This is a genomic window from Marinobacter flavimaris (genome assembly GCF_045057155.1).
In the GTDB taxonomy this organism is placed as follows: Bacteria; Pseudomonadota; Gammaproteobacteria; order Pseudomonadales; family Oleiphilaceae; genus Marinobacter; species Marinobacter manganoxydans.
This window is the reverse complement of record NZ_CP171359.1, coordinates 281,260-304,452: the sequence shown is the minus strand read 5'-3', so window position 1 is coordinate 304,452 and position 23,193 is coordinate 281,260. Positions and strand designations below refer to the sequence as shown.

Sequence of the window (23,193 nt, the reverse complement as noted above, 5' to 3'; positions counted from 1 at the left end):
AGATAACAGGGCATCCGAGACACTATTCCGGATGCCCTGTTGCGTCATGCTTTGGAAATTCAATTCCCGTTACCCTGGCAATGAAAAAGGGAAAGTAATCCTCCGTGGCAAAGAAGTTCCCGGCTTCCACCTGGGTCGGCAATACAAAGCCTTCGAACTCCCGAAACTCTGACAGGTAGCCGCCAAAGGGCTGCAAGCGATGGACTTTTTCCGCATTCGCATTGGTCCACCGGTCAAAACTCACCTGGAGCGGCCGGCCGTCGCCGGCAACGACAACATCCACTGCCTGTTCCATGCCCTCATGACGAACAACCACCCTGGCCGTGTTTATATCGACCAGCTTCCAGGAAACGCCGGGCCCCGGCAGCAGGGCAGCCGGCGTCCAGAAAACCGCCTCTGCCACATAACGGCCGAATGCCGAACGGGCATGATCCGCATCACCACCCGCCCGGGCAACAGGGAATAGGCCCATCAGCCAGAACCGCGTCCACTGGTCAGTGTCCGAGCCGGAAATCCCGAGCAGGCCTCTGTGGGCGCTCATTTTCCAGATAAACCCTTCCGGCATGGCCAGCACCTGGGTGGCCTGCATGTGCACGTAGTCGGGCGACTCCCGATTGCCCATACCGAATTTTCCGTTCATAGAGATACGGGCCACGGTATAGAGCGGGGTACCAGGCTGAATGGTGTAACGGAAATACCGCTGGGCTGGCTCCGGCAAACCCTCAAGAAGAGCAAGATCAAAGCGCTCCGGGGCAGCCGGCTGCAGCGTTGCCAATCCGGTAATGACAGCCCGGTCTGCGGTGTGGTCAGACTGACGCCAAAACCAGAGGGCGACGGTGACTGCAACCACCAGAATCAACAGGATCAGGAAAAAGATTTTCATGTAAGCTATGCTCCGTAGCAGTCATTGTCCCTGCCCTGCCCGAATCCGGCCTTGTTCCAGATCAACGAACGTGGCTGCCCGACTCACTGTCAGCCTGAAAGGTTTTATGAAAGTACCAAAAAGATTACAACCACTTGTCGATGACGGCATGGTGGACGAAGTGCTCTACCAGCTCATGAGCGGCAAGGAAGCCCAGGTTTATGTTGTGCGCTGCGGAGACCAGACGCGCTGTGCCAAGGTCTTCAAGGAAGCGACAAAGCGGAGTTTCAAGCAGGCGGTGGAATACCAGGAAGGACGAAAGGTCCGGAACAGTCGTCGAGCCCGGGCCATGAGCAAGAAGACAAAGTACGGCCAGAAGGAACAGGAAGATGCCTGGCTCAACGCCGAGGTGGATGCCCTCTACCGGCTTGCCGCCGCCGGTGTCCGGGTTCCCGAACCTCTGGGCTTCGTGGACGGTGTACTGCTGATGGAGCTGGTGGCGGATGAAGATGGCAAGGCCGCGCCCAGGCTGGATGATGTCACCCTGTCCCCGGAACAGGCCCGCGACTTCCACGGCCAGGTCATCCGAGAGGTTGTCCGTATGTTGAGCGCCGGTCTGATCCATGGGGATCTGTCGGAATTCAACGTGCTGGTCGATGCCCGCGGTCCTGTCATTATTGATCTTCCCCAGGCCGTCAATGCGTCCGGCAATAACAACGCGGAACGCATGTTGGAGCGCGACGTCGACAATATGCGCCGCTATTTCGGACGCTTCGCGCCGGAACTGCTGAACACCGATTATGGCAAGGAGATCTGGGCGCTCTACGAGTCAGGCGACCTGCACCCGGACAGCAAGCTCACGGGCTGCTTCCAGCACGATGACACCGCTGCCAACGTCGACGAACTGATGGAAATCATCGATGCGGCAAAAGAGGAAGAGTGGGAGCGACAGGAACGGATGAGGGACGCCGAGGAGGACTGACGCCTTAGCCGGTGCTGGTCAGCCGGCAGACGTGGTTCTCTCTTCGCTGATCATTGCTGACATCAACTGCTGTTCCTTCGGCCCGGGTAGAACACCCGTTAACGTGGCTTCGATAACCGGCTCACCATGCTGATTCGAGAGCACCGCTTCGGCCCTGGCCCTATTCCTTGCATCGACTTCGGTGATGGTGAATACACAGGTGACGGTATCCCCGAAATACACTGGCCGGCGGAAGCGAAAATTCATCCCGGACGCCAGCCAGCCAATCTGCCCACCCACTTCCGTGATCATCCCGCCAACCAGCAAGCCATGGCAGATCTTTCCCTGCAGGTTCTTGGCCTGGGCAAACTCATCGCTGTAGTGAACCGGATTCTGATCTCGGCTGATTTCGCCAAAGGACAGAGTCTCATCCTCGGTGAACGTACGCACCAGGGTAAACGAATCGCCGGCTTTCAGGCCTGCAATGGCTCTCTTTCGAATATCAGACATGGTATCGGTCCCCGATCGCTCAGCCTTACAGGTACCGACCGCCAGACCCTATGGCGACCACAATCAGGCCGAGAATCAGATTGATACCGACCAGACGGCGAATCTTTCCCACCTGAACACCACCAGCCTGCGGATCCTTGTCTGCAACCGCCTGCTTGAGCCGTCGGAAAGGCGCAAAATACACGTGAAAGTAGAGCAGCATCATCACCAGCCCGAGCGTCTGCATGGCATGAATGTGCCAGCCAGCACCGGCCATTCCGCCAAACACACTGAAAATCATCCAGTAGCCGGTAACCAGGAGCAGCACAACCGCGAGCCAGACCCAGCGGAAGAACCATTCAAGCGTCTTCGACCAAAGATGGCCACGCTGGGAGGCCTCTACCACCTCAACCACGGCCGGACGCATCGCCATGTAGGCGAAGAACATACCGCCAACCCAGATAACCGCGGACAGAACATGCAGTGCAATTGCCAGACTCATAAACCTACCCCTTGCTTTGGCTTCAGATGGTTTCCAGTTCTACCCGGTTACGGCCGCCCGTTTTACCGCGGTAAAGAGCTTCATCAGCCCTGCTGACCGCGGCACTCAGGTCTTCGCCAGTTCGCAGCTCACTTACCCCGATGCTGATCGTAACATCGATATCACCGCCGATAACTGCGCGCCAGTCTCTTGCCAAAAACGCCTTTCGTATCCGCTCCGCGCTTGCTTGCGCTTTATCAGCATTCGTATCCGGAAGAATGACCAGAAACTCCTCACCACCCCATCGACCTATCAGATCCTGAGCCCTTAACTCTTCCCGGATCACATCGGCAACACAGCCGAGTACCCTGTCACCGGCTTCATGTCCGAAGGCGTCATTAATCGACTTGAAATGATCGACATCCAGCAGGAGGAAACCGACCGGGTGTCCGCTGCGCCGGAACCGCGATACCTCTTTTTCAGCCAGGTAGGTCATATGACGGCGATTGAAAAGCCCGGTTAATGAGTCCGTTGTTGCCATTTCGCGAAGCTTGCGCTGTGCCGAAACAACCATGCTGAGGTAATAGGAAGCCAGGTAACTGAACATTGCAAAGACCACGCTCAGATTGAACAGATGGACTATGTTCAGGGCTGTCTGCGGGATTGGCTGCAACGGTTCGATGTACCACATCAAGGCATCGAGCGCGACGTAGTATCCCCAGAGAGTGAGTAGCGCATAAACCGCCCATCTTCGGGACGCGGAAACGCAGATCGCCGGTATGAACATCAGAAGGTAGTAATGGAAACCGCTCTCCCAGCCGATGAGAACGGTACCGAGGCCGGCGTGTCCGAGCACTTCCGCCCAGATCAGTACGACCGCAATCTTGTTTTTATGGTATTTGAGTGCGTAGTAGGCGCCGGCATACATGGCCACGCTAACCACGTTGATCCATGCCAGAACCGGCGAACCCAATGCATGAAAAAGAAAGAAAAAGATGACATCTACAGTTCCGGCGATCTGGGCACATCGCATGGCCAAACGCCAGAACTGGGGCCTGCGCTCCCGCTCAGGCTCATAATTCATTGGAGCACTCGCACTTTTCATAGACAGCAGAATTCCTTTTTAGGTAACAAGAGTACTCGTTAAAACAGAATCCTGCCTCACTCCAATGCAAACAAATGAAAATGTTTTCAGGATCACCACGGCAGCTCGTCGCCGTTGCTGTGCCAGAACGACCCGGTATTCTCCAAGGTGAGGCCATCAATCCGCTCTGCCAGGCCTTTTGCCGATTCTTCCGGAGTAATCAACCCACCAAAATTCACCATTCGGGTCTGAACATAACCCGGGTGCAGCTGGGCCACCGCGATACCCCTCGGTTTCAGATCCATCGCGAGGGACTTGCCAAAGGCATTCAACGCCGCCTTTGAAGCACGGTACCCATAGCGGCCGCCAGAGTCGTTGTCGGCGATAGAGCCCATGCGGCTGGTGATGTTGGCGATTTTGCCTCCGGAGGGGATTTTTTCAAACAGGGCTTCAGCAATTTTCAGTGGAGCGTAGGCGTTGATTTCCATCTGCGTACGAATGGAATCAAAATCGATACTGCCCAGTTTCTCGTCCTGCAGCAGACCGGCATTGTTGATCAGCAGATCAATGGACTGGCCCTCAAGACCGGCCACGAGCCTTGCCACACCCTCATTGGTCGTCACGTCGACACTGTCGATGATCCTCGCCGCAACCTCTTCCAGCTCCGGCGAGGCCTCCCGGCACACGCCGATCACCGAGCAGCCGCGGCCTGCATAGAGCCGGGCGAGCTCCAGACCAATGCCCCGGTTTGCCCCGGTGATTACAACAGTGGAATCATCGGACATATCAGCCTCCTCAACGATCAATACGGTTCATGCAGCTTCACATCCCCTGCACTGTAGAACAACCAGCAATACGGGCCCTGACTGCGTGCAGATCCAATTTTTCTGTAAGATACGGGGTAATTCAATCAATGGTCGCCGGGAGCAGCATGTCAGCAGCACTTGTTTTCGCAGTCTTCGCAGTGACCCTGATCGCGGCAACCGTATTCTACCTCTTCTTCTACCGCGCCTGGCGGAGGGAACGGGAACTGAGAGCCCCCTTTCCAACATCCTGGCGCGAGCATCTTGATGCGAACGTTCCGCTTTACCGACGGCTTCCTGAAGCCCTCAAGCAAACCTTGGAGCAACGGGTCCAGCTTTTTCTCTCCGAGAAAGAATTCTATGGCTGTGACGGCTTTGAGGTGGACGACGCGGTGAGAGTGACCATTGCCGGCCACGCTTGTTTGCTGATTCTTGCCCGCCCCTATTCAGATTTTGACGAGGTAAGCAGCATTCTGGTCTATCCCGATGCCTATCACGTCAGAGACATTGAAAGCGATGGCATGATTGTCAGCGAAAGTAATGAAATACGGGCCGGCGAGGCCTCAAGCAGGGGCCAGGTGGTGCTGGCCTGGCGAGAATGTCAGGAGGCCGCCCGGAACCCGCACAGCGGCCATAACGTCATGCTCCATGAGTTTGCACACCAGCTGGACTACCTGGACGGCACCGCAGACGGGGCACCGCCGCTGAGTGGAGAGCAGGCCCGGCACTGGCAAAGTTCCATGACGACGGCCTACGAAGACCTCAGGCATTCCCTCCGGCACCACCATAGATCCTGGCTTGATCCGTACGGCGCTACCGAACCGGCAGAATTTTTCGCAGTGCTGACCGAGGCATTTTTCCAGCAGCCGCGCCATCTCAAGCGAGAACAGCCCGAGGTCTACAAGGCCCTGCAAGGGTATTACCGGCTCGATCCAACGGCTTTCTGGGAGGATGCATGACAGTTGTGGCAAATCAATGCGTGGTCCACTATGTAGGAAAGCGGATCAGTTGGTGGAGGTTTACATGCCAGCCATAGGATGGATATTCATAGTTGTTGCCCTTGCCTTGATCGTGGGCAGCCTGATGATACTGCGTGACAATGCCCACAGCATGAAAATCTCCGATGAAAAGATGAAGAAAATCCAGGCCCGGAAGGCGGAGATCGAGGCCGAGGAGAGCGCCGAAGACAGAGAGTGGTAGGTTTGGGGGCAGCCGCAAAGACTGCCCTGGGCACGTTCGATCAGTGTCCGCTGTGGTCCATACTTTTGCCCGAGTGATCCACGCTCTCGCTTTTCATCATCTCGCCATCCAGCGACTCGACATTCAGCTCAACCTGCATTTCGTCGGCACCCTCAAAAGTCAAGGTCAATGGAATGCTCTCACCCTCGCGCAACGGACTTTTCAGTTTCTCCAGCATCAGGTGAAAGCTGTGGGGCTTCAACTCCACGGTGGTACCTGCCGGTATGGCGAGCCCGCCCTTGACCGGTGCCATTCGCATTACACCATCGTGCATGCTGGTCTCATGGATCGATACGTTACCTGCCCTCGGGGTTGCGGCCCCAACCAGGGTGATATCACTGCTGCCGCTGTTGGAGATACTCATGTAACCCACGCCCATGGGCGTGCCAGGCGGTGTAGGCCGACTCCAGGGATGATCGACCGTGACCGGGCCATGGCTGTAATCATGGGCAAATGCTGTCGGGGCAACCAGGGCCAGTGCCAGCACAAACACGCTCAGGCAATACTTCATGTCCAGTGTTCCTTGTCGATGGTTCAAAACCAAAGGATAGAAAGGGTAGGTCCCGGATCCAAGCTTTTCAGTGCGACGAATGGTCGCAGACCGGGTCAATGCCCGATGGCGAGAGCCGGGTTCGCTTTCAGTCTGTCCAGGGTCTCCGGACGACTGAAGTAATAACCCTGAAAACGTCGACAGCCCATCTCGACCAGGGCGCTGGCCTGGGCCTCCTCTTCAACACCCTCGGCAACCAGCTCCATGTTATGGCTCCGGGCAATGGCAATAATACTCCGGATCATGTTCGCGGCTTTTTCGTCTTCCAGAATGGTGTCGACAAAGCTCTTGTCGATTTTCAACTCGTCAAGCGGCAGCTTACGCAAAAGACTGAGCGAGGAGTAACCCGTTCCGAAATCGTCCATCGAGATCCGTATCCCTTTCTCTCGCAATCGTTCGATCGTTTTCAGCACTCTCTCAAAGTCACTCATGAACAGGCTCTCGGTGATCTCAAGAACCAGCTCTCCAGGCGACACACGGTGCATTGCCAGAACCTCAAGCACTGTTTCAACAAAGTCTGGCTGGCGAAACTGGATAACAGAGATGTTGATAGACAGGTCCACGGAACCGCCGACCTCGTTACGAAACAGGCTGTATTCACGGATACTGGTTTCAAGCACAAAGCGCCCGAGTGGAACCATCAGCCCGCTTTTTTCAGCGACCTCGACAAATTCCGCGGGCGAAACAAAGCCGAGTTCCTCATCCTGCCAGCGAACAAGCGCTTCCAGCCCGACCGCTTTTCCGGTCTGATCTACCTGAGGCTGGTAGACCATGTACAGTGAGCCCGATGCCAGGCCATACCTGAGACGCTGCTCGACCGACAGCCTGCGAAGATAGGCCATTTCCATCTCGCTGCGGTAAATGCAGACGTCGTTCCGGCTCTGTTTCGCCTCGTACAGCGCAAGATGGGCACTTCGAATCAGCTTGCTGAGGGAATCTCCGTCATTCGGAAAGCAGGCCACACCAATACTCGCCGTTACCTGCAACCTCAGTCGGCCCACCTCGAAGGTGCGGGACAGGTTGCCGGCCAGCGACACACAGGCTTTTTCAACATCGTCGAGATTGGTGTTCGGGGTCACAATGGCGTACTCGTCGCCACCGAGCCGGGCAAGATCGTCCCGGCTTTCAACCAGTTCGGCGAGCCGACGACCGAATTCCAGAAGGGTTTCATCGCCGGTCTCCAGCCCAAACCGGTCATTGATGCCTTTAAAGTTATCAATGTTGATCACAATGAGGCAGAACGGTTTTCTATCCGGAACCAGGTTGTCGAGGCGGTCCAGCAGCCCATTGCGATTCAACAGCCCGGTCAAATCATCGTGCCGTGAGAGGTAAGAAAGCTCCAGACGCCGCTTCTTCTCGGCGTTGTCGATAATCCGGAACCCCTTGTAGAAAACAATCCCGAAAACCAGGAAAGTCAGCAGATACTGCAACAGGGATTGGAGAAATTCCCGGTAAAGCGGAGCGAACCGGGTTTCCGAGATGGACCACAACTGGTAACGGGCGTTGAAGACAGCAGCCGTCAGATAATCCTCACCCTGGCGTCGGGTTCGGATAACCACTGAATCACTGCCCTGCATGACCTCCTCTACGCTCTTGCCGAGCTCCTTTTCAAACGCTGCCCGATTTATCTCCCTCTGGTCCATCGGCACCCGGATTTGCGAATACTGTTGCGGGCCAATGCCGTCAGCCGACATGAACTGAACATAGCCATCGGTTTCCCGGAACAACATTACGGTGTCAGAGTCGCCGTCATGCAGTGTCTTGCCGAAAACCGAACCACTGCCATCAAGCCGCATGCCGGCTGTCATGACTGCAACGACTTCCCCACTCGGGGAACGTATCGCTTTTCGGATCGGTATAACCCACGCGCCCAGGGCGTCTACGAAATAGGTCCGGCCCACGACCATCGCATCGGAAGACAGTGCTCCCAGGAAACTGCCACGGGTCTCGGGATCGGTTCTCAGATTTGGAAGAGTCGACAGATCGAGGTTGGTGCTGACACGAACCAGCGTGCCGTCCGGCCTGGCCAACCCAAAGCCCACGAGCATGGGGTTGGCGGCGAGGATGCTGTCGAGCAAGGGGATCTGTCGACTGCCTGACAGGAGGTTGTCCTGATTGAGCAACTCGCGGCCAATTACATCGAGAACCAGCTCCTGGGTTCGCAGGATACTGTCGACAGACTGAGCAACCAGCTCGACACGGGCGGTCTGGTAAAGCTTCTCGTCCGAAATAAGGCCCTGCCAACGAAAGAACAGAACGACACTGAGGAGCAACACACCACCGAGGAGGATAAGAGCGAAGAGTGTCCAAAGATTGCGTTTGAGAATTGCCAAAAGCAGTTCCAGAAATTCGGGAGGTTGAACAACGGCTTTGCGTCAGTATACGGGAGAGCCTGAAAAGCGCATTACTATTTACCGCTAATTTGTAGGCTGTTAATTCCCATGGAACTAAATGCGTCGATTCGTGACAACAGAGTAATTCCGCGTCCATCACCGATCAGGGTATCGGGTGTACTATTCTGAAAAGCTGAACGGCAGTCGATCTTAAAGGAGTGTGTTTATGAACGTGATGTCTGTACTGAACCAGGTAATGAAGCAGGCTCAGGGTGGCCAGTCCCAGGGTAGTGGCATGGACGTCAACAAAATGATGAACAGCCTTGGCAGTCAACTCAAGGGCAGCCAGGGATCCGGTTCAGGCATCGACGTAAAGAGCCTGCTGGGCGGCGGAGCCCTCGGCATGATGCTGGGTTCCAAGCGCGGCCGAAAGATGGGCGGCAAAGCCCTCAAATACGGTGCCCTGGCAGGCGTGGGTGTCCTGGCCTGGAAAGCCTATCAGAACTATCAGACCAACAGTCAGAGCCCGGCGAAACCGGCATTGGCACAGCAGGGCCAGCCACTGGAGCAACTGCAGGGCCAGGCGCAGGAACAACGGGGACTTGAAATACTCCAGGCCATGATCATGGCAGCCCGCGCTGACGGCCACATAGACGCCAACGAACGCGCGCTGCTTACCCAGGAGATTGAAAAACTGGGGCCAGATGACGAACTTCACGCCTGGATTCAGCAGCAGTTCGACGCCCCTCTGGACGCCACTGCCCTGGCACGCAATGCCGACTCACCCCAGGCCAGCCGGGAAATCTACATCGTCAGTGCGGTCATGATCGACGAACAGAACCCCATGGAGCGGGCCTGGCTGGATCAACTCGCCAGCGCCCTCCAGCTCGACCCGGGTCTTGCCAGGGAACTGGAACAACAGATCCAGAGTGCAACAGCAGGGTAGTCGTCAGGCTTTCTTGACGAACTCCGATTTCAGTTTCATGGCACCAATACCGTCGATCTTGCAGTCGATATCATGATCGCCGTCTACCAGGCGGATATTCTTCACCTTGGTGCCAACTTTAACCACGGAACTGGAGCCCTTTACCTTCAGATCCTTAATGACCGTAACCGTATCACCATCCTGAAGCTCATTGCCGTTGGCGTCGCGAATCATCTTCGCGGCGTCAGCCGCCGCAGCCTCCGCCTCAGACCACTCATGCCCGCATTCGCGACAAACCAGTTGAACGCCGTCCTCATAGGTGTACTCGGAACTGCACTGCGGGCATGGCGGAAGCTGCGACATTATCATTTCCTGTTAATTGAATGGGCGCAGGATTATACCATCAACGCCCGGGCGAGACCCTCGCCAGCACCGTCGGATCTTCCGAAAGAGGCAGGGCGATAATCGCGCCCTCGTTCGACGAAGGGAAAATCCCGGTCAGGCCCGTAATGTTCACCTGATGCGACACCATGATCACCGGTGCCCCGTCCTCCAACTCATTCACCAGAGCAATCGTCTGCCGCGTCTGCGCCGGACCATCGCCACGGTTGCGAAAGAAAGAATTCAGCGACGGCCACTCCGTTACCTTCCCCATGTCCATCCCGGTTGCGGTATCCATGCAACGGCACCACTGACTGCTGAACACCCGCGCGTCCGTAATACCATGGTCCGCCAGAAACGGCTTCCACGCCCGCGCCTGCTCACGACCGACGTCGTTCAGATTCCGCTGGGTGCTGCAATCGTTGATATCAAAGTTGCCAGGATCTCCGGTCCCCGGGGCCAAGGCATGGCGAAGCATCAGAACAGCCCGTCCGTCTCTCAGAGCCTCCCAGGCTTCTTCGTTGTTATCGGCGGCGGAAACGCTGAAACACATGGCGACCGCCAGAAATGCGGTTAGGATAGATCTGGCAAGCATAATTGTTACCTCCTGAAAAAAATCCTATGCAGCTGTGCAGTGCGCGGATGAACTGACGATGTCCGATTGAGGCATTGGGAGAGCCCTTCCAAAAATGTTGAAGGCCAAGGATGGCCTGAAACAAGCGCACATGGACGTGCTCGTAGCGGTTTTTGGAAGGGGGCTCCCAATGCCTCCAGCACCAATGTCCGCAGCCTTGCAAGAGATACGCGAGCAATATCTATCAGGCTCATATCAACAAAAGGTAAACTCTGCACAGAACCACGCAAACAGAAGGAAACACCATGCCAATCTGGGTCGACGCCGACGCCTGCCCCGTTCCAATCCGGGAAATCCTCTGCCGCGCCGCCACCCGCTGGCAAATCGACACCACCTTCATCGCCAACCACGCCATCACCCTGCCACCGAGCCCTTACATCAAGCGCCGACAGGTCCCCCAGGGCTTTGATGTGGCCGACAACGAAATCATGGACCAGATGCACGAAGGCGATCTCGTGATCACGCAGGACATTCCCCTGGCCGCCGAAGCCATTGAAAAAGGCGCCGACGTCTTCAATCCCCGCGGCCAGGCCTTCACCAAAGAGAATATTCGCCAGCGCCTTGCCATGCGCAACTTTATGGAAGAAATGCGCAATGCCGGCCAGGTCACCGGAGGCCCCGCCCCTTTCTGCCAGACCGACCGCAAGGAATTTGCCGACAAGCTTGACCGCTGGCTGCAAAGAAACAAACGCAGTTGATAATGATTCTATTTTAAAACCCGGGCAGATCCGCTACCCTTCCCGCCTTATTATTTTCAGGCTCAACGCGGGCCTGCCTGATTCAAGGGAGAGAAGCGGAGTATGTCCTCACACAGCCACCAAACCACCAGCAGCTTTGCTGCCCTGGCCCGCCTGCTGAGATACGCCCGGGGATACCGCCGACAGATCATCGCTGCCACCACCTGCTCGATCATCAACAAACTCTTTGATATTGCCCCGGAAATCCTGATCGGTGTCGCCATTGATGTGGTCGTCAACCAGGAAGAGAGCTTTGTGGCTGGCCTCGGTTTTGAAACCGCCCAGGAACAGATCACCATTCTGGCCGTACTCACCTTTTTTATCTGGGCCGGCGAATCCCTGTTCGAATACCTGTTCCAGATCCTGTGGCGCAACCTGGCCCAGCGTTTGCAGTCGGACCTCCGACAGGATGCCTACGAACATGCCCAGCGCCTCGACATGAGTTTCTTCGAGGCTCGCAGCTCCGGCCAGCTGGTGGCCACCATGAACGACGACGTCAACCAGCTCGAGCGCTTCCTCGACGGCGGCGCCAACGCCATGATTCAGGTGCTGGTGACCGTGGTTGCCGTCGGCGCCGTATTCTTCGTGCTCTCGCCGCTCATTGCCCTGCTCGCATTCACCCCCATTCCCCTGATTATCTGGGGCGCCTTCTACTTCCAGCGCAAAGCGGGGCCGCTCTACGCCGACGTTCGTGAAAAAGTTGGTGACCTGTCCAGCCGGCTGGCCAACAATCTGGGCGGCATCGCCACCATCAAGAGCTTTACCGCTGAACAGCGAGAGGCAAAGCGTCTGAAAGAAAGCAGCGAAGCCTACGTGGAGGCCAACCGCCGGGCCATCCGCATCAGCTCTGCGTTTATTCCGGTGATCCGGATGGCCATTCTGGCCGGCTTCCTGGCCACCTTCACGGTGGGGGGCATGATGGCCCTTGAAGGAAACCTGAACGTGGGTGCCTATGGCGTTCTGGTCTTTCTTACCCAGCGCTTGCTGTGGCCCCTGACCGGGCTTGCCGAAGTGATTGATCTGTTCGAACGGGCCATGGCAAGCACCCGTCGGATTCTGGACCTTCTGGCCGAGCCCGTGCACGTGCGAGACGAGGGTGGCAAGGCACTGGCAGAGCCGGTGAAAGGCGATGTTGAGCTGGACAAAGTAAGCTTTCACTATCCCTCCAGCGGCGCAGGAATCCGGGATATCAGCCTGACCGTGCCAGCTGGCAATACCCTTGCGCTGGTCGGCGCAACCGGTTCCGGCAAATCCACTCTGATCAAGTTGTTGCTGCGGTTCTACGATCCGAGCAACGGCCAAATCCGAATCGATGGACAACCCATTCGGGATCTCAGCCTGCAATCCCTGCGCGGCGCAATTGGGCTGGTGAGTCAGGATGTTTACCTGTTCGAGGGCACCATTCGGGAAAACCTTGCCTATGGAAATCCGGCGGCGTCCGATACCGAGATCATAGATGCAGCGAAAACCGCGGAAGCCTGGTCGTTTATTGAAGCGCTGCCCGAGGGCATGAACACACCGGTGGGCGAACGGGGCGTTCGTCTGTCCGGGGGACAGCGCCAGCGACTGTCCCTCGCCCGTGCACTGCTGAAAAATCCGCCGATACTGGTGCTTGATGAAGCCACCAGCGCGGTGGACAACGAAACAGAAGCCGCCATCCAGCGGTCACTGAAGCGTATCGGCCATAACCGGACCGTGATCATGATTGCCCATCGGCTCTCCACCATCGTTGATGCCGACTCCATCGCGGTCATCGAAGGCGGCAAAGTGCTGGAACAGGGAACTCACCGGGAGCTGCTGGACCAGGACGGCGCTTATGCCAACCAATGGCGTGTGCAGACCGGGCAAATACAGGCAGCCATTTAACGCAATATATATTGATAGTGATTCGCATTTAAATTATTCTGCAGACCCTCAGCATTTCGGGAGCCTGCATGCCTGTTTTCTTCGACGTTTCCAATCTTGATGTCCGCATTGGCGACACCACCATACTTCAGAACCTGAACCTCGGTTTCGGTGAGGGTGAGGTAACAGCCCTGCTCGGGCATAACGGCTCCGGCAAGTCCACTCTGCTCAAGGTGCTTGCCCGCCAGCTTGCACCCTCAACCGGCAATGTCCGGCTTCTGGGCAAATCCTTCCGGAGCACGGGTGCACGGGAATTTGCCCGCAATGTGGGCTACCTGCCCCAGCATCCGCCGGGAACCGACGGTTTGACGGTTCGCGAGCTGGTTGCCCTGGGGCGCTACCCCTGGCGCGGACCGCTGGGACGCTATAACGAGGAAGACCACCGGCTGATCACCCGGGCCATTGAGGACACCGGACTCGGCCAGTTCCAGCATCGCTCTGTCGACACGCTCTCCGGTGGTGAACGCCAGCGCGCGTGGATTGCCATGCTGCTGGCCCAGCAAACACGATGCCTGCTGCTGGATGAGCCCATATCCGCCCTGGATGTGAAACATCAGGTGGAAACCCTGCGTCTGGTGCATCGTCTCGCCGAGCAGCGGGATCTTACGGTTATCGTGGTGCTGCACGACGTGGATCTGGCGGCCCGGTTCTGCGACCGTCTGGTCGCTCTAAAGTCCGGGCAACTGGTTGCCGATGGCAGCCCCCGGGAAATCATGGATTCCGGCATTCTGGAATCCATATATGGCGTGCCCATGGGCGTGATGGAGCGCGCGCCCGGACAGTGGGTCTCCTATGTTCATTAGGTCTGAACGCTGCTGGCGATACGGCGCGGCGCTGCTGCTGAGTCTGCTGCCGGTCTTTGCCGGCGCTGCAAGCTGGCACCACGAACAGGGCACCCTGACCCTGGACAAGACTCCGGAACGCGTGATCGCTCTCAACTGGGCCGCCACCGAGGCGCTTTTGTTACTCGGTGTCACGCCCATCGGCGTTGCTGATCGGGATGGCTATAACGTCTGGGTCAGGGAACCGGAACTGCCAGAGGGAGTCGCCAACATCGGCACCCGCGTCGCGCCAAGTCTGGAAGCCATTGCCGAGCTCAAACCGGATTTGATCGTCACCAGCTCCGAGATGGCGCCCGCAGCCAACCTGTTAGAGCGTATTGCGCCCACCTATGTTGTCAGCGTTTACAAGCAGGGCTCCCGACCGTTCGAAAAGGCCAGCGGTATGCTTACAACTCTCGGTGAGATGCTGAACCGGGAGGAACGCGCAAAGGCAGTTCTTAACGACATTGACCAGACACTTCAGACCCAACGCCGTCGTCTTGAAAATGCCGGCCTCACCGAACGACCGGTAGCACTCGTAAACTTTCTGGACGACCGCCACGTTCGCGTATACGCATCCAACGGCCTTTTCCAGAGTGGCCTGGACGCCCTTGGCCTTGAGAACGCCTGGCCCCATACCGGGAATTACTGGGGGTTCTCGGTCGTCGGGCTTGAGGCAATTGCGCCCTATCAGGACAGCCGGATTGTGGTGATTTCTCCGACCCTGCCCGGGTTGTCTGACACCCTGGCCGACAGCCCTTTCTGGACTTATCTGCCACCGGTTCAACGCAATCAGGTGTACCAGATTGATCCGGTCTGGCCGTTTGGCGGGGTATTCCCGGTCAAGCGACTGGCGACACTACTCGCCGAAGGCCTGCTGGCAGGAGGATCAGACAATGTACGCTGAAACTGCCAACAACCCGGTCGCAAAACCTTCCTTGCCAGCAAGGCTACCAGCGGCGGCAGCACTGATCTGGTGTGGCGCATTTCTCGCGAGCGCGGCACCCTGGCTTGGTCAGCTCAACCCGAGCGCTCTCATCGCCGCCTTCTGGACGTTTGAGGGCAGCGATTACGCTTCGGTACTGGCCCATTACAGCTGGGCCCCCCGGGTCGCCATTGCAGTCCTCATTGGCTTTGGTCTTGGTCTCGCCGGCGCGGTTACCCAACAGATCCTCGGTAACCCTCTCGCCTCGCCCACAACCCTGGGCGTGGAGGCAGGCGGCCAGTTCGGTATAACGGTGGCGACCATGTTCTTTCCCGGCCTGCTCGCCTTCAGTCCAGACCTTGTGGCGGTTTCCGGCGGGCTACTGGCCATCGGGCTGGTCATCGCGCTCACCTGGCGCCTGGGCTTTTCACCGGTCACAGTGATACTGGCCGGGCTTGTTGTCACCTTTTTCCTGGGCGCCGTAAACATGGCGTTCCTGTTACTCAAAGGCGAATGGCTGGGGAACCTGTTTATCTGGGGCGCGGGTTCGCTGGTCCAGAACAACTGGCAACCGTTTATGGAACTCTGGCCCCGGGTGCTGGTGCTGGGCGTATTCATGGTCCTGTTGATGCGCCCGCTGCAGGTCATGCAACTGGGGCAAACCTCCGCCCGGTCCCTCGGTGCCAAGGTCGGTCTGATTCGGGTGCTGGCGCTATTTCTGGTGGTCCTGATGAGTGCTACCGTCGTCAGCCGGGTCGGTGTCGTGGCCTTTATCGGTCTTGCGGCACCGGTGCTGGCAAGGCTGCTGGGCGCTCGCACCCTCTCTGAACGCCTGATCTGGAGCAGTCTCCTGGGCGCGGGTCTGCTGTTGCTGGCAGATACCCTCGCCCATTGGGCATCCACCTGGGGCGACGGATCGCTGGTGCCAACCGGCACGACCACCGCCCTGATCGGCGGGCCGATTATCCTGCTGGCCCTGCAGGGTTTGAAGAACACCCATCATATGCCAGGGCAGGATGACAGCCCCGCCGGTTTCCTGCCAAAGAGGCGCTCTATTTTCCTGACTGCTGGGGTCATAGCGGCTCTTCTGCTGGCCACCATCGTAATCTCCATGGGGTGGTCTCCGGGACTGGACGAATGGAGCTGGACTCCGACCGCCCAGTGGCACGAGGCGTGGGTCTGGCGCGGCCCCAGATTACTGGCCGCCATTCTTGCCGGCTTGGCCCTCGGCCTTGCGGGCACACTGATCCAGCGTATGACCGGCAATCCCATGGCCAGCCCGGAAATGCTCGGCATCAGCGGCGGCGCGGCGGTGGTCATGGTCTTGATCGTTCTGTTCGGTGCCGATATTGGCCGCGCAGGACAGCTGGGCGCAGCTACCCTGGGCGCTGCGGCTGCCCTGGGTTTGCTGATCATGCTTGCCCGCAAGCACCGGTTTGCCGGCAACCAGCTCCTGCTTGGCGGGCTCGCGTTATACGTGTTCATGGACGCGGGCCTTCGCCTGGTCATGGCTTCCGGTGGCACGGTCGCCTCGCAGCTTCTCAACTGGATGTACGGGTCCACCTGGCTGGTTTCAGAAGTCGAAGCCCTGGGGCTTTTGGCACTCATTGTGCTGATTTCGGCCGGCCTCCTGGTGATTATCCGGCCCCTGAGCATTCTTCCCCTGGGAGAAACATCGGCCAGTTCATTGGGCTTGCCGGTGACGAAAGTCCGTCTGATGTTGCTTCTGTTGGCAGCGCTGCTGACCGCTTCGGCGACGGTCGTGATCGGCCCACTGAGTTTTGTGGGCCTTATTGCACCCCACCTGGCCCGTGTTCTGGGCCAGCAGACCGTTGGGCGGCAGCTCGTTGTTGCTGCCCTTGCCGGCGGTCTTCTGCTCGGCATGGCAGACTACCTGTCCAGGATTGTGGTTTACCCCAACCAGCTTCCGGCGGGACTTCTGGCAGCTCTGGTCGGTGGCCTGTATTTCCTCTGGGGGCTGAGTCGCCATGGCAGAGCCTGAGCGTAACCCGGGAGTCGGTCCCCGGGGTCGGGAATACTACCGTCTGCTGAGTCAGTCAGGGCTGGATGGTGAAACAGTTCTTGCCGAGGCTCTCCAAACGCAAGCTGGTGCGCGAAGCGGCCTCTTTTCTCTGGCCCAGTGCCTGGAGCAACCGTCGCTACTGCTCAGCCAGGTTGGCATCGAATACCCTGACAACGCCGGGCCCCGGGCCGTGCGCGCGTTTGTTTCTGTGCTTCAGCAGGATCTGGCGCTCAGCGTGATTGCGCCGCTGACCCTGAGGCTGTTCCGCGACGGCCACGCGCCTTTACCGGACGCCAAACGAATATTCCTGGCCCCGGCGCACGACCAGACACAAACGGTATCCCGATGGTTTCAGGTGCCGGGCGGGGAGCGGGTTGATGAAGAAACGTTTGTCCGGTCCGCAGGCGCTCTGACAGCCGGGTGGTACCCGGCCTTCCGGCAACAGCTGGGAGTCAGCCCGGGCGCCTACTGGAGCAGTACAGGTCTTGGACTGGGGGCGCCGTTTTCAGCCGTGTGGAACCGGGTCGAACCGCAAGCGCTTTGCCAATTGGCGCAAGGCTGGCTGGAGCAATTTCAAAACGATGCAAACCAGTTTATTGACTGGATTCCTGCGGTGTTCGGTGAGCAGGCCACGGCAATCCCCCAGCGAAAGGGGTGTTGCCTGAAATACCTGCTGCCGGAGGGCGGTTACTGCGGTACCTGTGGCGTACATCGCAAGGAACGATTCGCCGCTCTCATGCCCCAAGAGCGGACGACAACACCAGGCCGATGGCAGCCAGGCCAATAAGCACACCGGCCACTGCCGCCAGTTTCAACCCTTCGATCATTTCCTGTTCGGGTGCCATTCCTTTTTCTCCCGTTTGAGGTGAAGCCAGTGGCCCTTACTTTATTGCGAATCATTATTATTTTCAATAGAAGGCCACTGATCTGTAATCCAAAGGAAGCCCTATACTCTGGGTAATGGGACACGCTTCGGCGAAGCCCGCTTTAACTGCTACTCTCAATGTTCACACGGCACCGGTAGGAACGGAGGCTCCAATGGGTATACTCAAACACCTTGTACTGACAGGAAGTTTAATGCTGGTTGCCGTTACCAGCATGGCAAACCCGACCTTTTCCTCCGACAAAACCGATTTCCGGCTCGAGACCATTGCACAAGGCCTCGAGCATCCCTGGAGCCTGGCGTTCCTGCCGGATGGCTCCATGCTGGTGACGGAGCGGGAAGGACAGCTGCGAATGATCCGTAACGGTGCGCTGTTGAGCACCCCTATCAGCGGGCTACCAGAGCTCGTGGTATCCGGCCAGGGCGGGCTGCTGGACGTGATTCTGCACCCGGATTTCGAACAGAATCAGATTCTGTTCCTGAGCTATGCCCATCGAAACCGGGACGGCATGACCACCCGCGTGGCACGCGCCCGACTGGACAGAGAGCGCCTTACCGGCGTTGACGTCATCTTTGAAGCGCTACCCCGCTCGAACACCAGCAGGCACTTTGCAGGTCGGATGGAATTTGATCGGGAAGGCAATCTTTACATCTCCGTTGGAGACCGCGGCGAGATGGACCGGGCCCAGGACAATGGTGATGATGCCGGTGGCGTTCACCGAATTACGACTGACGGCGGTCCCGCGCCCGGCAATCCTTTCCTCGACACCAGCGGCGTTAACGATACCTTCTATACAACCGGTAACCGCAATATCCAGGGCATGACGATCCACCCGGAAACGGGCGAAATATGGAGCCACGAACATGGTCCCCGAGGTGGCGACGAAATCAACATCATCCGGGCAGGAACCGATTACGGATGGCCGACAATTACCTTCGGCATCGACTATTCTGGCCTGCCCATCACTGACGAGACCGAAAAGGAAGGCATGGCCCAGCCACTTCATTACTGGGATCCGTCCATTGCGCCATCTGGCATGGCGTTTTATACCGGTGACCTGTTCCCGGAATGGCAGGGGGATCTGTTCGTGGGAGCACTCAAAATGCGCAAGCTGGTTCGCCTGCGCATTCAGGATGGCAAAGTGACAGAAGAGGAAGATCTGCTGACCGATCTCGGCGAGCGTATTCGTGACGTACGCATGGGCCCTGACGGCGCCCTGTGGTTACTGACAGATTCACCAAGGGGCAAGGTCTATCGGATGGTACCGCTTCAGTGAGGATCGTTGGTTCGTTCAGTCTTTTCGAACTGTGGCAGCTCGTCGGTAATATCGAACCAGTCGGATTTTGAGCCCACAAACACATGTTGGGCCGGCCCCTTGCCCAGGGGTTCGTTGATACAGCCAACCCGCAGACGCAGTATGCCGGGGATGGCGTCAACACGGCTGTAAAGCTGGCTGCCGCAACGGCTGCAGAAGCCCCGGTACTTGCCGGGACGCGATTCGAACTCGGTAATCCTGTCTTCGCCGGTTACGAACCGGAACCTCACCTTCTGCACCGGCGCGCTGGCCGAGAACGCGCTACCGTGGGCGCGCCGGCACTGGCTGCAGTGGCACAGGGCAACCGGGCCGATAGGGCCATCGTATTCAAAACAGATATCGCCACACAGGCAACGACCGGTGTACATGGTGCGGGCCTCACTGGTTCGGCTCAGAGGTTGATTCAGGCGCGATGATACCCGGCGACCACTTGAAGAACCAGTCTGCCGGCACCACTTTAAGAACACACTACTCGCTAAGGAGGACATTATGTCATTCAGCGCACTTCCGAAGATCGGCATGGGAACGTTCCGGCTCAAGGGCAACGACGCCCGTGATGCCGTCAAGAGCGCCCTGTCCCTGGGCTACCGCCATATCGATACTGCCCAGATGTATGGAAACGAAGCTGAAGTTGGTGATGGCATTACCTCCAGTGGTATTCCGCGCCGGGAAATTTTCCTGACCACCAAAATCTGGCACGACCAGCTGCACGCGAGTGACCTGATCAACAGCCTCCATGACAGCCTCGCACGGCTCAAAACCGACCATGTGGATCTGGCGCTGATCCACTGGCCATCGCCCGGTGACGAAGTGCCCATGAAGGAGTATCTGGGTGCCTTGAGGGATGCCCAGCGCGAGGGTCTGGCAGAACACATCGGCATTTCGAACTTTACCTGTGCCCAGATGGATGAGGCAAAAGCCATACTTGGCGACACGCCCATCTTCACCAACCAGGTAGAAGTGCATCCGTTCCTGGCCAACCGCAAGGTGGTGGACCATTCCAGGAAGCTTGGCATTACCGTGACCGGCTATATGCCGCTGGCAGTCGGAAAGGTGATGGAGGACGAAACTCTGCAGCGCATTGCCGCTGAGAGAAACCTGACGCCGGCCCAGGTGGCTATTGCCTGGGTGGCATCGAGAGGCGTTGTGCCGATCCCCTCCTCAACACGGCCCGGCCACCAGAAGGCTAACCTGGAGGCGCTGGAGGTTGAATTGAGCGAGGAGGAAATCCACGCGATTGACGAACTGGACCGTAACGAACGCATCGCTAATCCGGACTTTGCGCCGTCGTGGGACTGAGCCAGAACCCGGCTCCAACCAGCAAGAGCGTAGTCACCGGGGCGACAAGCAACCACCAGGTCTGAAGCACCCATAAGAGGGCGGCACTGAACAGACTCCACAACACCAGCAGCGGCAGGTAGACCCAGCGCCAGGTCCTGGTCACGAGTGCCAGAGCGAGCGCGCCGGCAGCTGCGGTGGTGCCGGGTGCTACGCCAAACAATCCGACGGCCTCCCACTGGCCGGAATCAGCCATTGCCAACCAGGGCAAGACACAGACAGCAAGCAGCCAGAGTACGGCAAGTCTTCCGATCGCTAGCCTGCTGTCATGAACGCCGCCTGAAAACACGGCAGCCGCAAGCAACGCGCCCTGGGCCACGAAGGCCCACCCAAACCACGCCGCCGGCCAGTTAATGGGGCCGAAATAGCCCACCAGAAACCCGTAACCGCTGACTATCCAGGCAAGCGACATCAGGCCGACGGCCAAACGCCGTGCCGCCCTGTTCTGTCTGGAGATCAGCACCGGTATAAAAATAGCGATCACTACCGCCAGCAACTGCCAGGGCCATAGATCCTGGTTGATCCGGACAAACAGCCGCAGAAACACCTGCGGCCCGAACATCACAAAATCCTGTAGCGAGTAGCTCAGCCAATCAGCCCCACTCACAGCGACCTCACGTAACCCGCCATCCGCTGGCGCTGGCTGGCATCAGGCAATGTACCGTACATCGCCCCCATGTTTTCCTTCATGTGCTCGACCTTACTGGTCGCCGGAATGGCACAGGTCACCGCCGGGTGGGAAATAATGTACTTGAGGAAAAACTCCGCCCAGTTGCCAACACCGGCCTCCCCGGCCCAATCGGGCAGTGGCTCCGACTGGAATCGCCGAAACAGCGAACCGCCCTGGAATGGACGATTGACGATCACCCCGATTCCGCGCTCCTGGGCCAATGGCAGCAGCCGGTCCTCAACCTCCCGGTCCAGAACGTTGTAGGTCAGCTGCACAAAATCCAGAGGCTCCCGCTCCATAATCTGCGCGAATTCCCGATGCCGGCGACCATGGGATGTGGTGATGCCGATATACCGAACCTCACCGTTCGCCCTCATCTGCTTGAGCGTTTCAAGATGCCCCTGCCACCCCAACAGATTGTGCACCTGCAACAAATCGAACCGGTCAACGCCCCAACGCCTGCTCGAACGCGCCGCCTCCGCCCGGGTTGCTGATTCATCGCCGGTCCAGATCTTGGTAGCTGCAAAAATCCGGTCGTGGCCGTCCAGAGCGTTCAGCGCCTCGCCCATTACATCTGCAGCGCTGCCATACATCGGCGAGCCATCGACCACCGTGCCGCCGAGCTCGAAAAAGGTTTTCAAAACCTCAGTGCGCTGGGTGATTAATTGTTCGTCACCACCAACGTTGAAGGTGATCCAGGTGCCCATACCGATTGCAGGGATGGATTCGTCTGTGCCGGGAATCCGGCGCATGGTGGGAGATAATGCAGTGCTTCCCGATGTGTTTGCGAACAGCATCGGGGCTTTGAGAGCAATTCCGGCGAGGCCGGAACTGATCAGGAACTTCCTTCGAGTAATCTGATTCGCCATAGCGCCCCCACTGACAGAAATTTCAGTGCGAATAGCATGATGCTCAAACAGCGCGGGTGGGTCATCCCTTCTCCAGACCGTGGAGGGCCACGGATGGCCCGACCGAGCCTACATGGAAGTATTTACGGCGTGTCTGGAGAAGGGATGACCCACCCGGGCGGCAGCTACATGGCTGACAGTCTTACCAACAACTCAGTTCCCGTAGTGGGCATCAAGATATTTCAGAATACGGGCAGACTCGAACAGGCCTTCCCCGGTATTGGGGTCTTCAAGATAGGGCACCTGAACCCGCTTGTGCACCTGGAAAAACGCATCCCGCTTGCCACCGGGAATCGGCGTATAAGGCCCCGGCTTGATGCGCTGCTTCGCTGGCCCGATCTCTGTCCAGTGCTCCTTCCCGAGGTTGTGCAAGGTATACGGAATTTCCAGCTCGCACAGCCGCTCACGCACCAAACGTGAAAACGGGCTCCCCTCGAAACTCCAGAGGTGCAACGGCTGCTCCGGCCGCTTGCCCTGGCTGACCCTCAGCCCCCGCATGGCGCTGGTTACCGAGGCTACAGAGCCCAGGACCGGCTGCCAGACCCGACCACGATAGTAGGACGGTACCGACCGGCCGGCATATTGCCGGAACAGATACTCGATGATCTCCTCGGATTCGTACATGACCGTGCCCGTGTTCTGGTCCGCCAGCAAAGGGAACTGTTGGCGGCCTCCCAGCGCTTCCGCCTGGGCCCGGAAAACCGACCCGCCCTTCGGGCAGGGCCGGATTTCCACATCCAGATTAAGGGCAGTCAGGGCTTCACGAACGCGACGGCAGTACGGACAGCCTTCCATGTCATAGAGCACGATCGGCTTTTCCGGCTGGGGAACATTTTTTACCACCAGGCAACCACGCCAGGCAGTGAGCGACGATGTGGCGACCGAGCCCAGCACGTGGACGTTATGAGAAAGCATATTCGACATA

25 protein-coding genes are annotated in these 23,193 nt (G+C 58.1%); 12 read left to right on the top strand and 13 right to left on the bottom strand.

All coding sequences use genetic code 11. The features are described from left to right. Window positions 1-22: 22 nt before the first annotated feature. Window positions 23-883, bottom strand: coding sequence for a DUF6544 family protein (locus ACGK9W_RS01595; RefSeq protein ID WP_092030217.1), 861 nt, complete (start codon window positions 881-883; stop codon window positions 23-25). 106 nt (window positions 884-989) lie between these two features. Here ACGK9W_RS01595 and ACGK9W_RS01590 point away from each other — a divergent pair, with 106 nt between their 5' ends. Beyond that, window positions 990-1,844, top strand: a complete 855-nt coding sequence (locus tag ACGK9W_RS01590; RefSeq protein ID WP_053114677.1) for a PA4780 family RIO1-like protein kinase — start codon at window positions 990-992, stop codon at window positions 1,842-1,844. Window positions 1,845-1,862: 18 nt separating this feature from the next. Here the strand turns inward: ACGK9W_RS01590 and ACGK9W_RS01585 are convergent, their stop codons facing one another. The 4 genes from ACGK9W_RS01585 to ACGK9W_RS01570 all read right to left on the bottom strand — a co-directional run bounded on the left by ACGK9W_RS01585 (window position 1,863) and on the right by ACGK9W_RS01570 (window position 4,662). Next, window positions 1,863-2,333 carry a MaoC family dehydratase gene (locus tag ACGK9W_RS01585; protein WP_092030219.1) on the bottom strand — a complete coding sequence of 157 codons (471 nt, stop codon included), beginning with the start codon at window positions 2,331-2,333 and terminating at the stop codon, window positions 1,863-1,865. Window positions 2,334-2,358: 25 nt separating this feature from the next. After that, the gene (locus tag ACGK9W_RS01580) at window positions 2,359-2,814 is read right to left on the bottom strand and encodes a CopD family protein (RefSeq protein WP_405418859.1); all 456 of its coding nucleotides are present in this window, start codon (window positions 2,812-2,814) and stop codon (window positions 2,359-2,361) included. Between the two features lie 22 nt (window positions 2,815-2,836). Further along, window positions 2,837-3,877, bottom strand: coding sequence for a diguanylate cyclase (locus ACGK9W_RS01575; protein WP_014576339.1), 1,041 nt, complete (start codon window positions 3,875-3,877; stop codon window positions 2,837-2,839). A gap of 113 nt (window positions 3,878-3,990) precedes the next feature. After that, the gene (locus ACGK9W_RS01570) at window positions 3,991-4,662 is read right to left on the bottom strand and encodes an SDR family oxidoreductase (RefSeq protein ID WP_405418856.1); all 672 of its coding nucleotides are present in this window, start codon (window positions 4,660-4,662) and stop codon (window positions 3,991-3,993) included. 146 nt (window positions 4,663-4,808) lie between these two features. Between ACGK9W_RS01570 and ACGK9W_RS01565 the strand changes: the two genes are divergently transcribed. Together ACGK9W_RS01565 and ACGK9W_RS01560 are read left to right on the top strand one after the other, a co-directional pair. After that, window positions 4,809-5,639 carry a zinc-dependent peptidase gene (locus tag ACGK9W_RS01565; protein ID WP_273082365.1) on the top strand — a complete coding sequence of 277 codons (831 nt, stop codon included), beginning with the start codon at window positions 4,809-4,811 and terminating at the stop codon, window positions 5,637-5,639. A gap of 64 nt (window positions 5,640-5,703) precedes the next feature. After that, window positions 5,704-5,880, top strand: a complete 177-nt coding sequence (locus ACGK9W_RS01560) for a DUF2897 family protein (RefSeq protein WP_075267673.1) — start codon at window positions 5,704-5,706, stop codon at window positions 5,878-5,880. Window positions 5,881-5,920: 40 nt separating this feature from the next. Here the strand turns inward: ACGK9W_RS01560 and ACGK9W_RS01555 are convergent, their stop codons facing one another. Both ACGK9W_RS01555 and ACGK9W_RS01550 read right to left on the bottom strand, forming a co-directional pair. Further along, complete coding sequence (locus ACGK9W_RS01555; RefSeq protein WP_405418854.1) at window positions 5,921-6,430, bottom strand: copper chaperone PCu(A)C; 510 nt, start codon at window positions 6,428-6,430, stop codon at window positions 5,921-5,923. 95 nt (window positions 6,431-6,525) lie between these two features. After that, window positions 6,526-8,802 carry a putative bifunctional diguanylate cyclase/phosphodiesterase gene (locus ACGK9W_RS01550; RefSeq protein ID WP_405418852.1) on the bottom strand — a complete coding sequence of 759 codons (2,277 nt, stop codon included), beginning with the start codon at window positions 8,800-8,802 and terminating at the stop codon, window positions 6,526-6,528. A gap of 226 nt (window positions 8,803-9,028) precedes the next feature. Here ACGK9W_RS01550 and ACGK9W_RS01545 point away from each other — a divergent pair, with 226 nt between their 5' ends. After that, complete coding sequence (locus ACGK9W_RS01545) at window positions 9,029-9,748, top strand: tellurite resistance TerB family protein (RefSeq protein ID WP_092030228.1); 720 nt, start codon at window positions 9,029-9,031, stop codon at window positions 9,746-9,748. A gap of 3 nt (window positions 9,749-9,751) precedes the next feature. On the opposite strand, the gene ACGK9W_RS01540 is transcribed toward ACGK9W_RS01545, so the two are convergent. Further along, on the bottom strand, window positions 9,752-10,090 hold the full coding sequence (locus ACGK9W_RS01540) for a zinc ribbon domain-containing protein YjdM (RefSeq protein WP_405418850.1): 339 nt from the start codon (window positions 10,088-10,090) through the stop codon (window positions 9,752-9,754). 40 nt (window positions 10,091-10,130) lie between these two features. Beyond that, window positions 10,131-10,703, bottom strand: a complete 573-nt coding sequence (locus ACGK9W_RS01535) for a histidine phosphatase family protein (protein WP_273071173.1) — start codon at window positions 10,701-10,703, stop codon at window positions 10,131-10,133. A 284-nt stretch (window positions 10,704-10,987) separates the two neighbouring features. Here ACGK9W_RS01535 and ACGK9W_RS01530 point away from each other — a divergent pair, with 284 nt between their 5' ends. The 7 genes from ACGK9W_RS01530 to ACGK9W_RS01500 all read left to right on the top strand — a co-directional run bounded on the left by ACGK9W_RS01530 (window position 10,988) and on the right by ACGK9W_RS01500 (window position 19,313). Continuing rightward, entirely contained in the window at window positions 10,988-11,440 is a 453-nt protein-coding gene (locus tag ACGK9W_RS01530; RefSeq protein WP_405418848.1) for a YaiI/YqxD family protein, read from the top strand. 102 nt (window positions 11,441-11,542) lie between these two features. Beyond that, a complete protein-coding gene (locus ACGK9W_RS01525; protein WP_092030234.1) occupies window positions 11,543-13,345 on the top strand; it encodes an ABC transporter ATP-binding protein in 1,803 nt (600 codons plus the stop codon). Window positions 13,346-13,413: 68 nt separating this feature from the next. Next, window positions 13,414-14,187: an ABC transporter ATP-binding protein gene (locus ACGK9W_RS01520; protein WP_219122951.1), complete on the top strand. Its 774-nt coding sequence runs from the start codon at window positions 13,414-13,416 to the stop codon at window positions 14,185-14,187. Then, window positions 14,177-15,112, top strand: a complete 936-nt coding sequence (locus ACGK9W_RS01515; protein WP_405418846.1) for an ABC transporter substrate-binding protein — start codon at window positions 14,177-14,179, stop codon at window positions 15,110-15,112. The genes ACGK9W_RS01520 and ACGK9W_RS01515 overlap by 11 nt, the downstream gene beginning before the upstream one ends. Beyond that, complete coding sequence (fhuB, locus tag ACGK9W_RS01510; RefSeq protein ID WP_405418844.1) at window positions 15,102-17,132, top strand: Fe(3+)-hydroxamate ABC transporter permease FhuB; 2,031 nt, start codon at window positions 15,102-15,104, stop codon at window positions 17,130-17,132. Before ACGK9W_RS01515 ends, fhuB begins: the two co-directional genes overlap by 11 nt. Then, window positions 17,119-17,940 carry a (2Fe-2S)-binding protein gene (locus ACGK9W_RS01505; RefSeq protein WP_405418843.1) on the top strand — a complete coding sequence of 274 codons (822 nt, stop codon included), beginning with the start codon at window positions 17,119-17,121 and terminating at the stop codon, window positions 17,938-17,940. Before fhuB ends, ACGK9W_RS01505 begins: the two co-directional genes overlap by 14 nt. A gap of 251 nt (window positions 17,941-18,191) precedes the next feature. Then, a complete protein-coding gene (locus ACGK9W_RS01500; protein WP_062785473.1) occupies window positions 18,192-19,313 on the top strand; it encodes a PQQ-dependent sugar dehydrogenase in 1,122 nt (373 codons plus the stop codon). Here ACGK9W_RS01500 and ACGK9W_RS01495 read toward each other — a convergent pair. Next, a complete protein-coding gene (locus ACGK9W_RS01495; protein WP_405418841.1) occupies window positions 19,307-19,720 on the bottom strand; it encodes a GFA family protein in 414 nt (137 codons plus the stop codon). The two genes, ACGK9W_RS01500 and ACGK9W_RS01495, sit on opposite strands and share 7 nt — an antisense overlap. Window positions 19,721-19,841: 121 nt before the next feature. On the opposite strand from ACGK9W_RS01495, the gene dkgB reads away from it, so the two are divergent. After that, on the top strand, window positions 19,842-20,651 hold the full coding sequence (gene dkgB / locus ACGK9W_RS01490; protein WP_405418840.1) for a 2,5-didehydrogluconate reductase DkgB: 810 nt from the start codon (window positions 19,842-19,844) through the stop codon (window positions 20,649-20,651). On the opposite strand, the gene ACGK9W_RS01485 is transcribed toward dkgB, so the two are convergent. The 3 genes from ACGK9W_RS01485 to ACGK9W_RS01475 all read right to left on the bottom strand — a co-directional run bounded on the left by ACGK9W_RS01485 (window position 20,620) and on the right by ACGK9W_RS01475 (window position 23,192). Further along, a complete protein-coding gene (locus ACGK9W_RS01485) occupies window positions 20,620-21,297 on the bottom strand; it encodes a hypothetical protein (RefSeq protein WP_405418838.1) in 678 nt (225 codons plus the stop codon). The genes dkgB and ACGK9W_RS01485 overlap by 32 nt on opposite strands. Further along, window positions 21,294-22,229 (bottom strand): aldo/keto reductase, encoded by a 936-nt coding sequence (locus tag ACGK9W_RS01480; RefSeq protein WP_104270196.1) that lies wholly within the window; start codon window positions 22,227-22,229, stop codon window positions 21,294-21,296. Before ACGK9W_RS01480 ends, ACGK9W_RS01485 begins: the two co-directional genes overlap by 4 nt. A gap of 192 nt (window positions 22,230-22,421) precedes the next feature. Further along, a complete protein-coding gene (locus ACGK9W_RS01475; RefSeq protein ID WP_053115543.1) occupies window positions 22,422-23,192 on the bottom strand; it encodes a glutathione S-transferase N-terminal domain-containing protein in 771 nt (256 codons plus the stop codon). Window position 23,193: the final 1 nt, after the last annotated feature.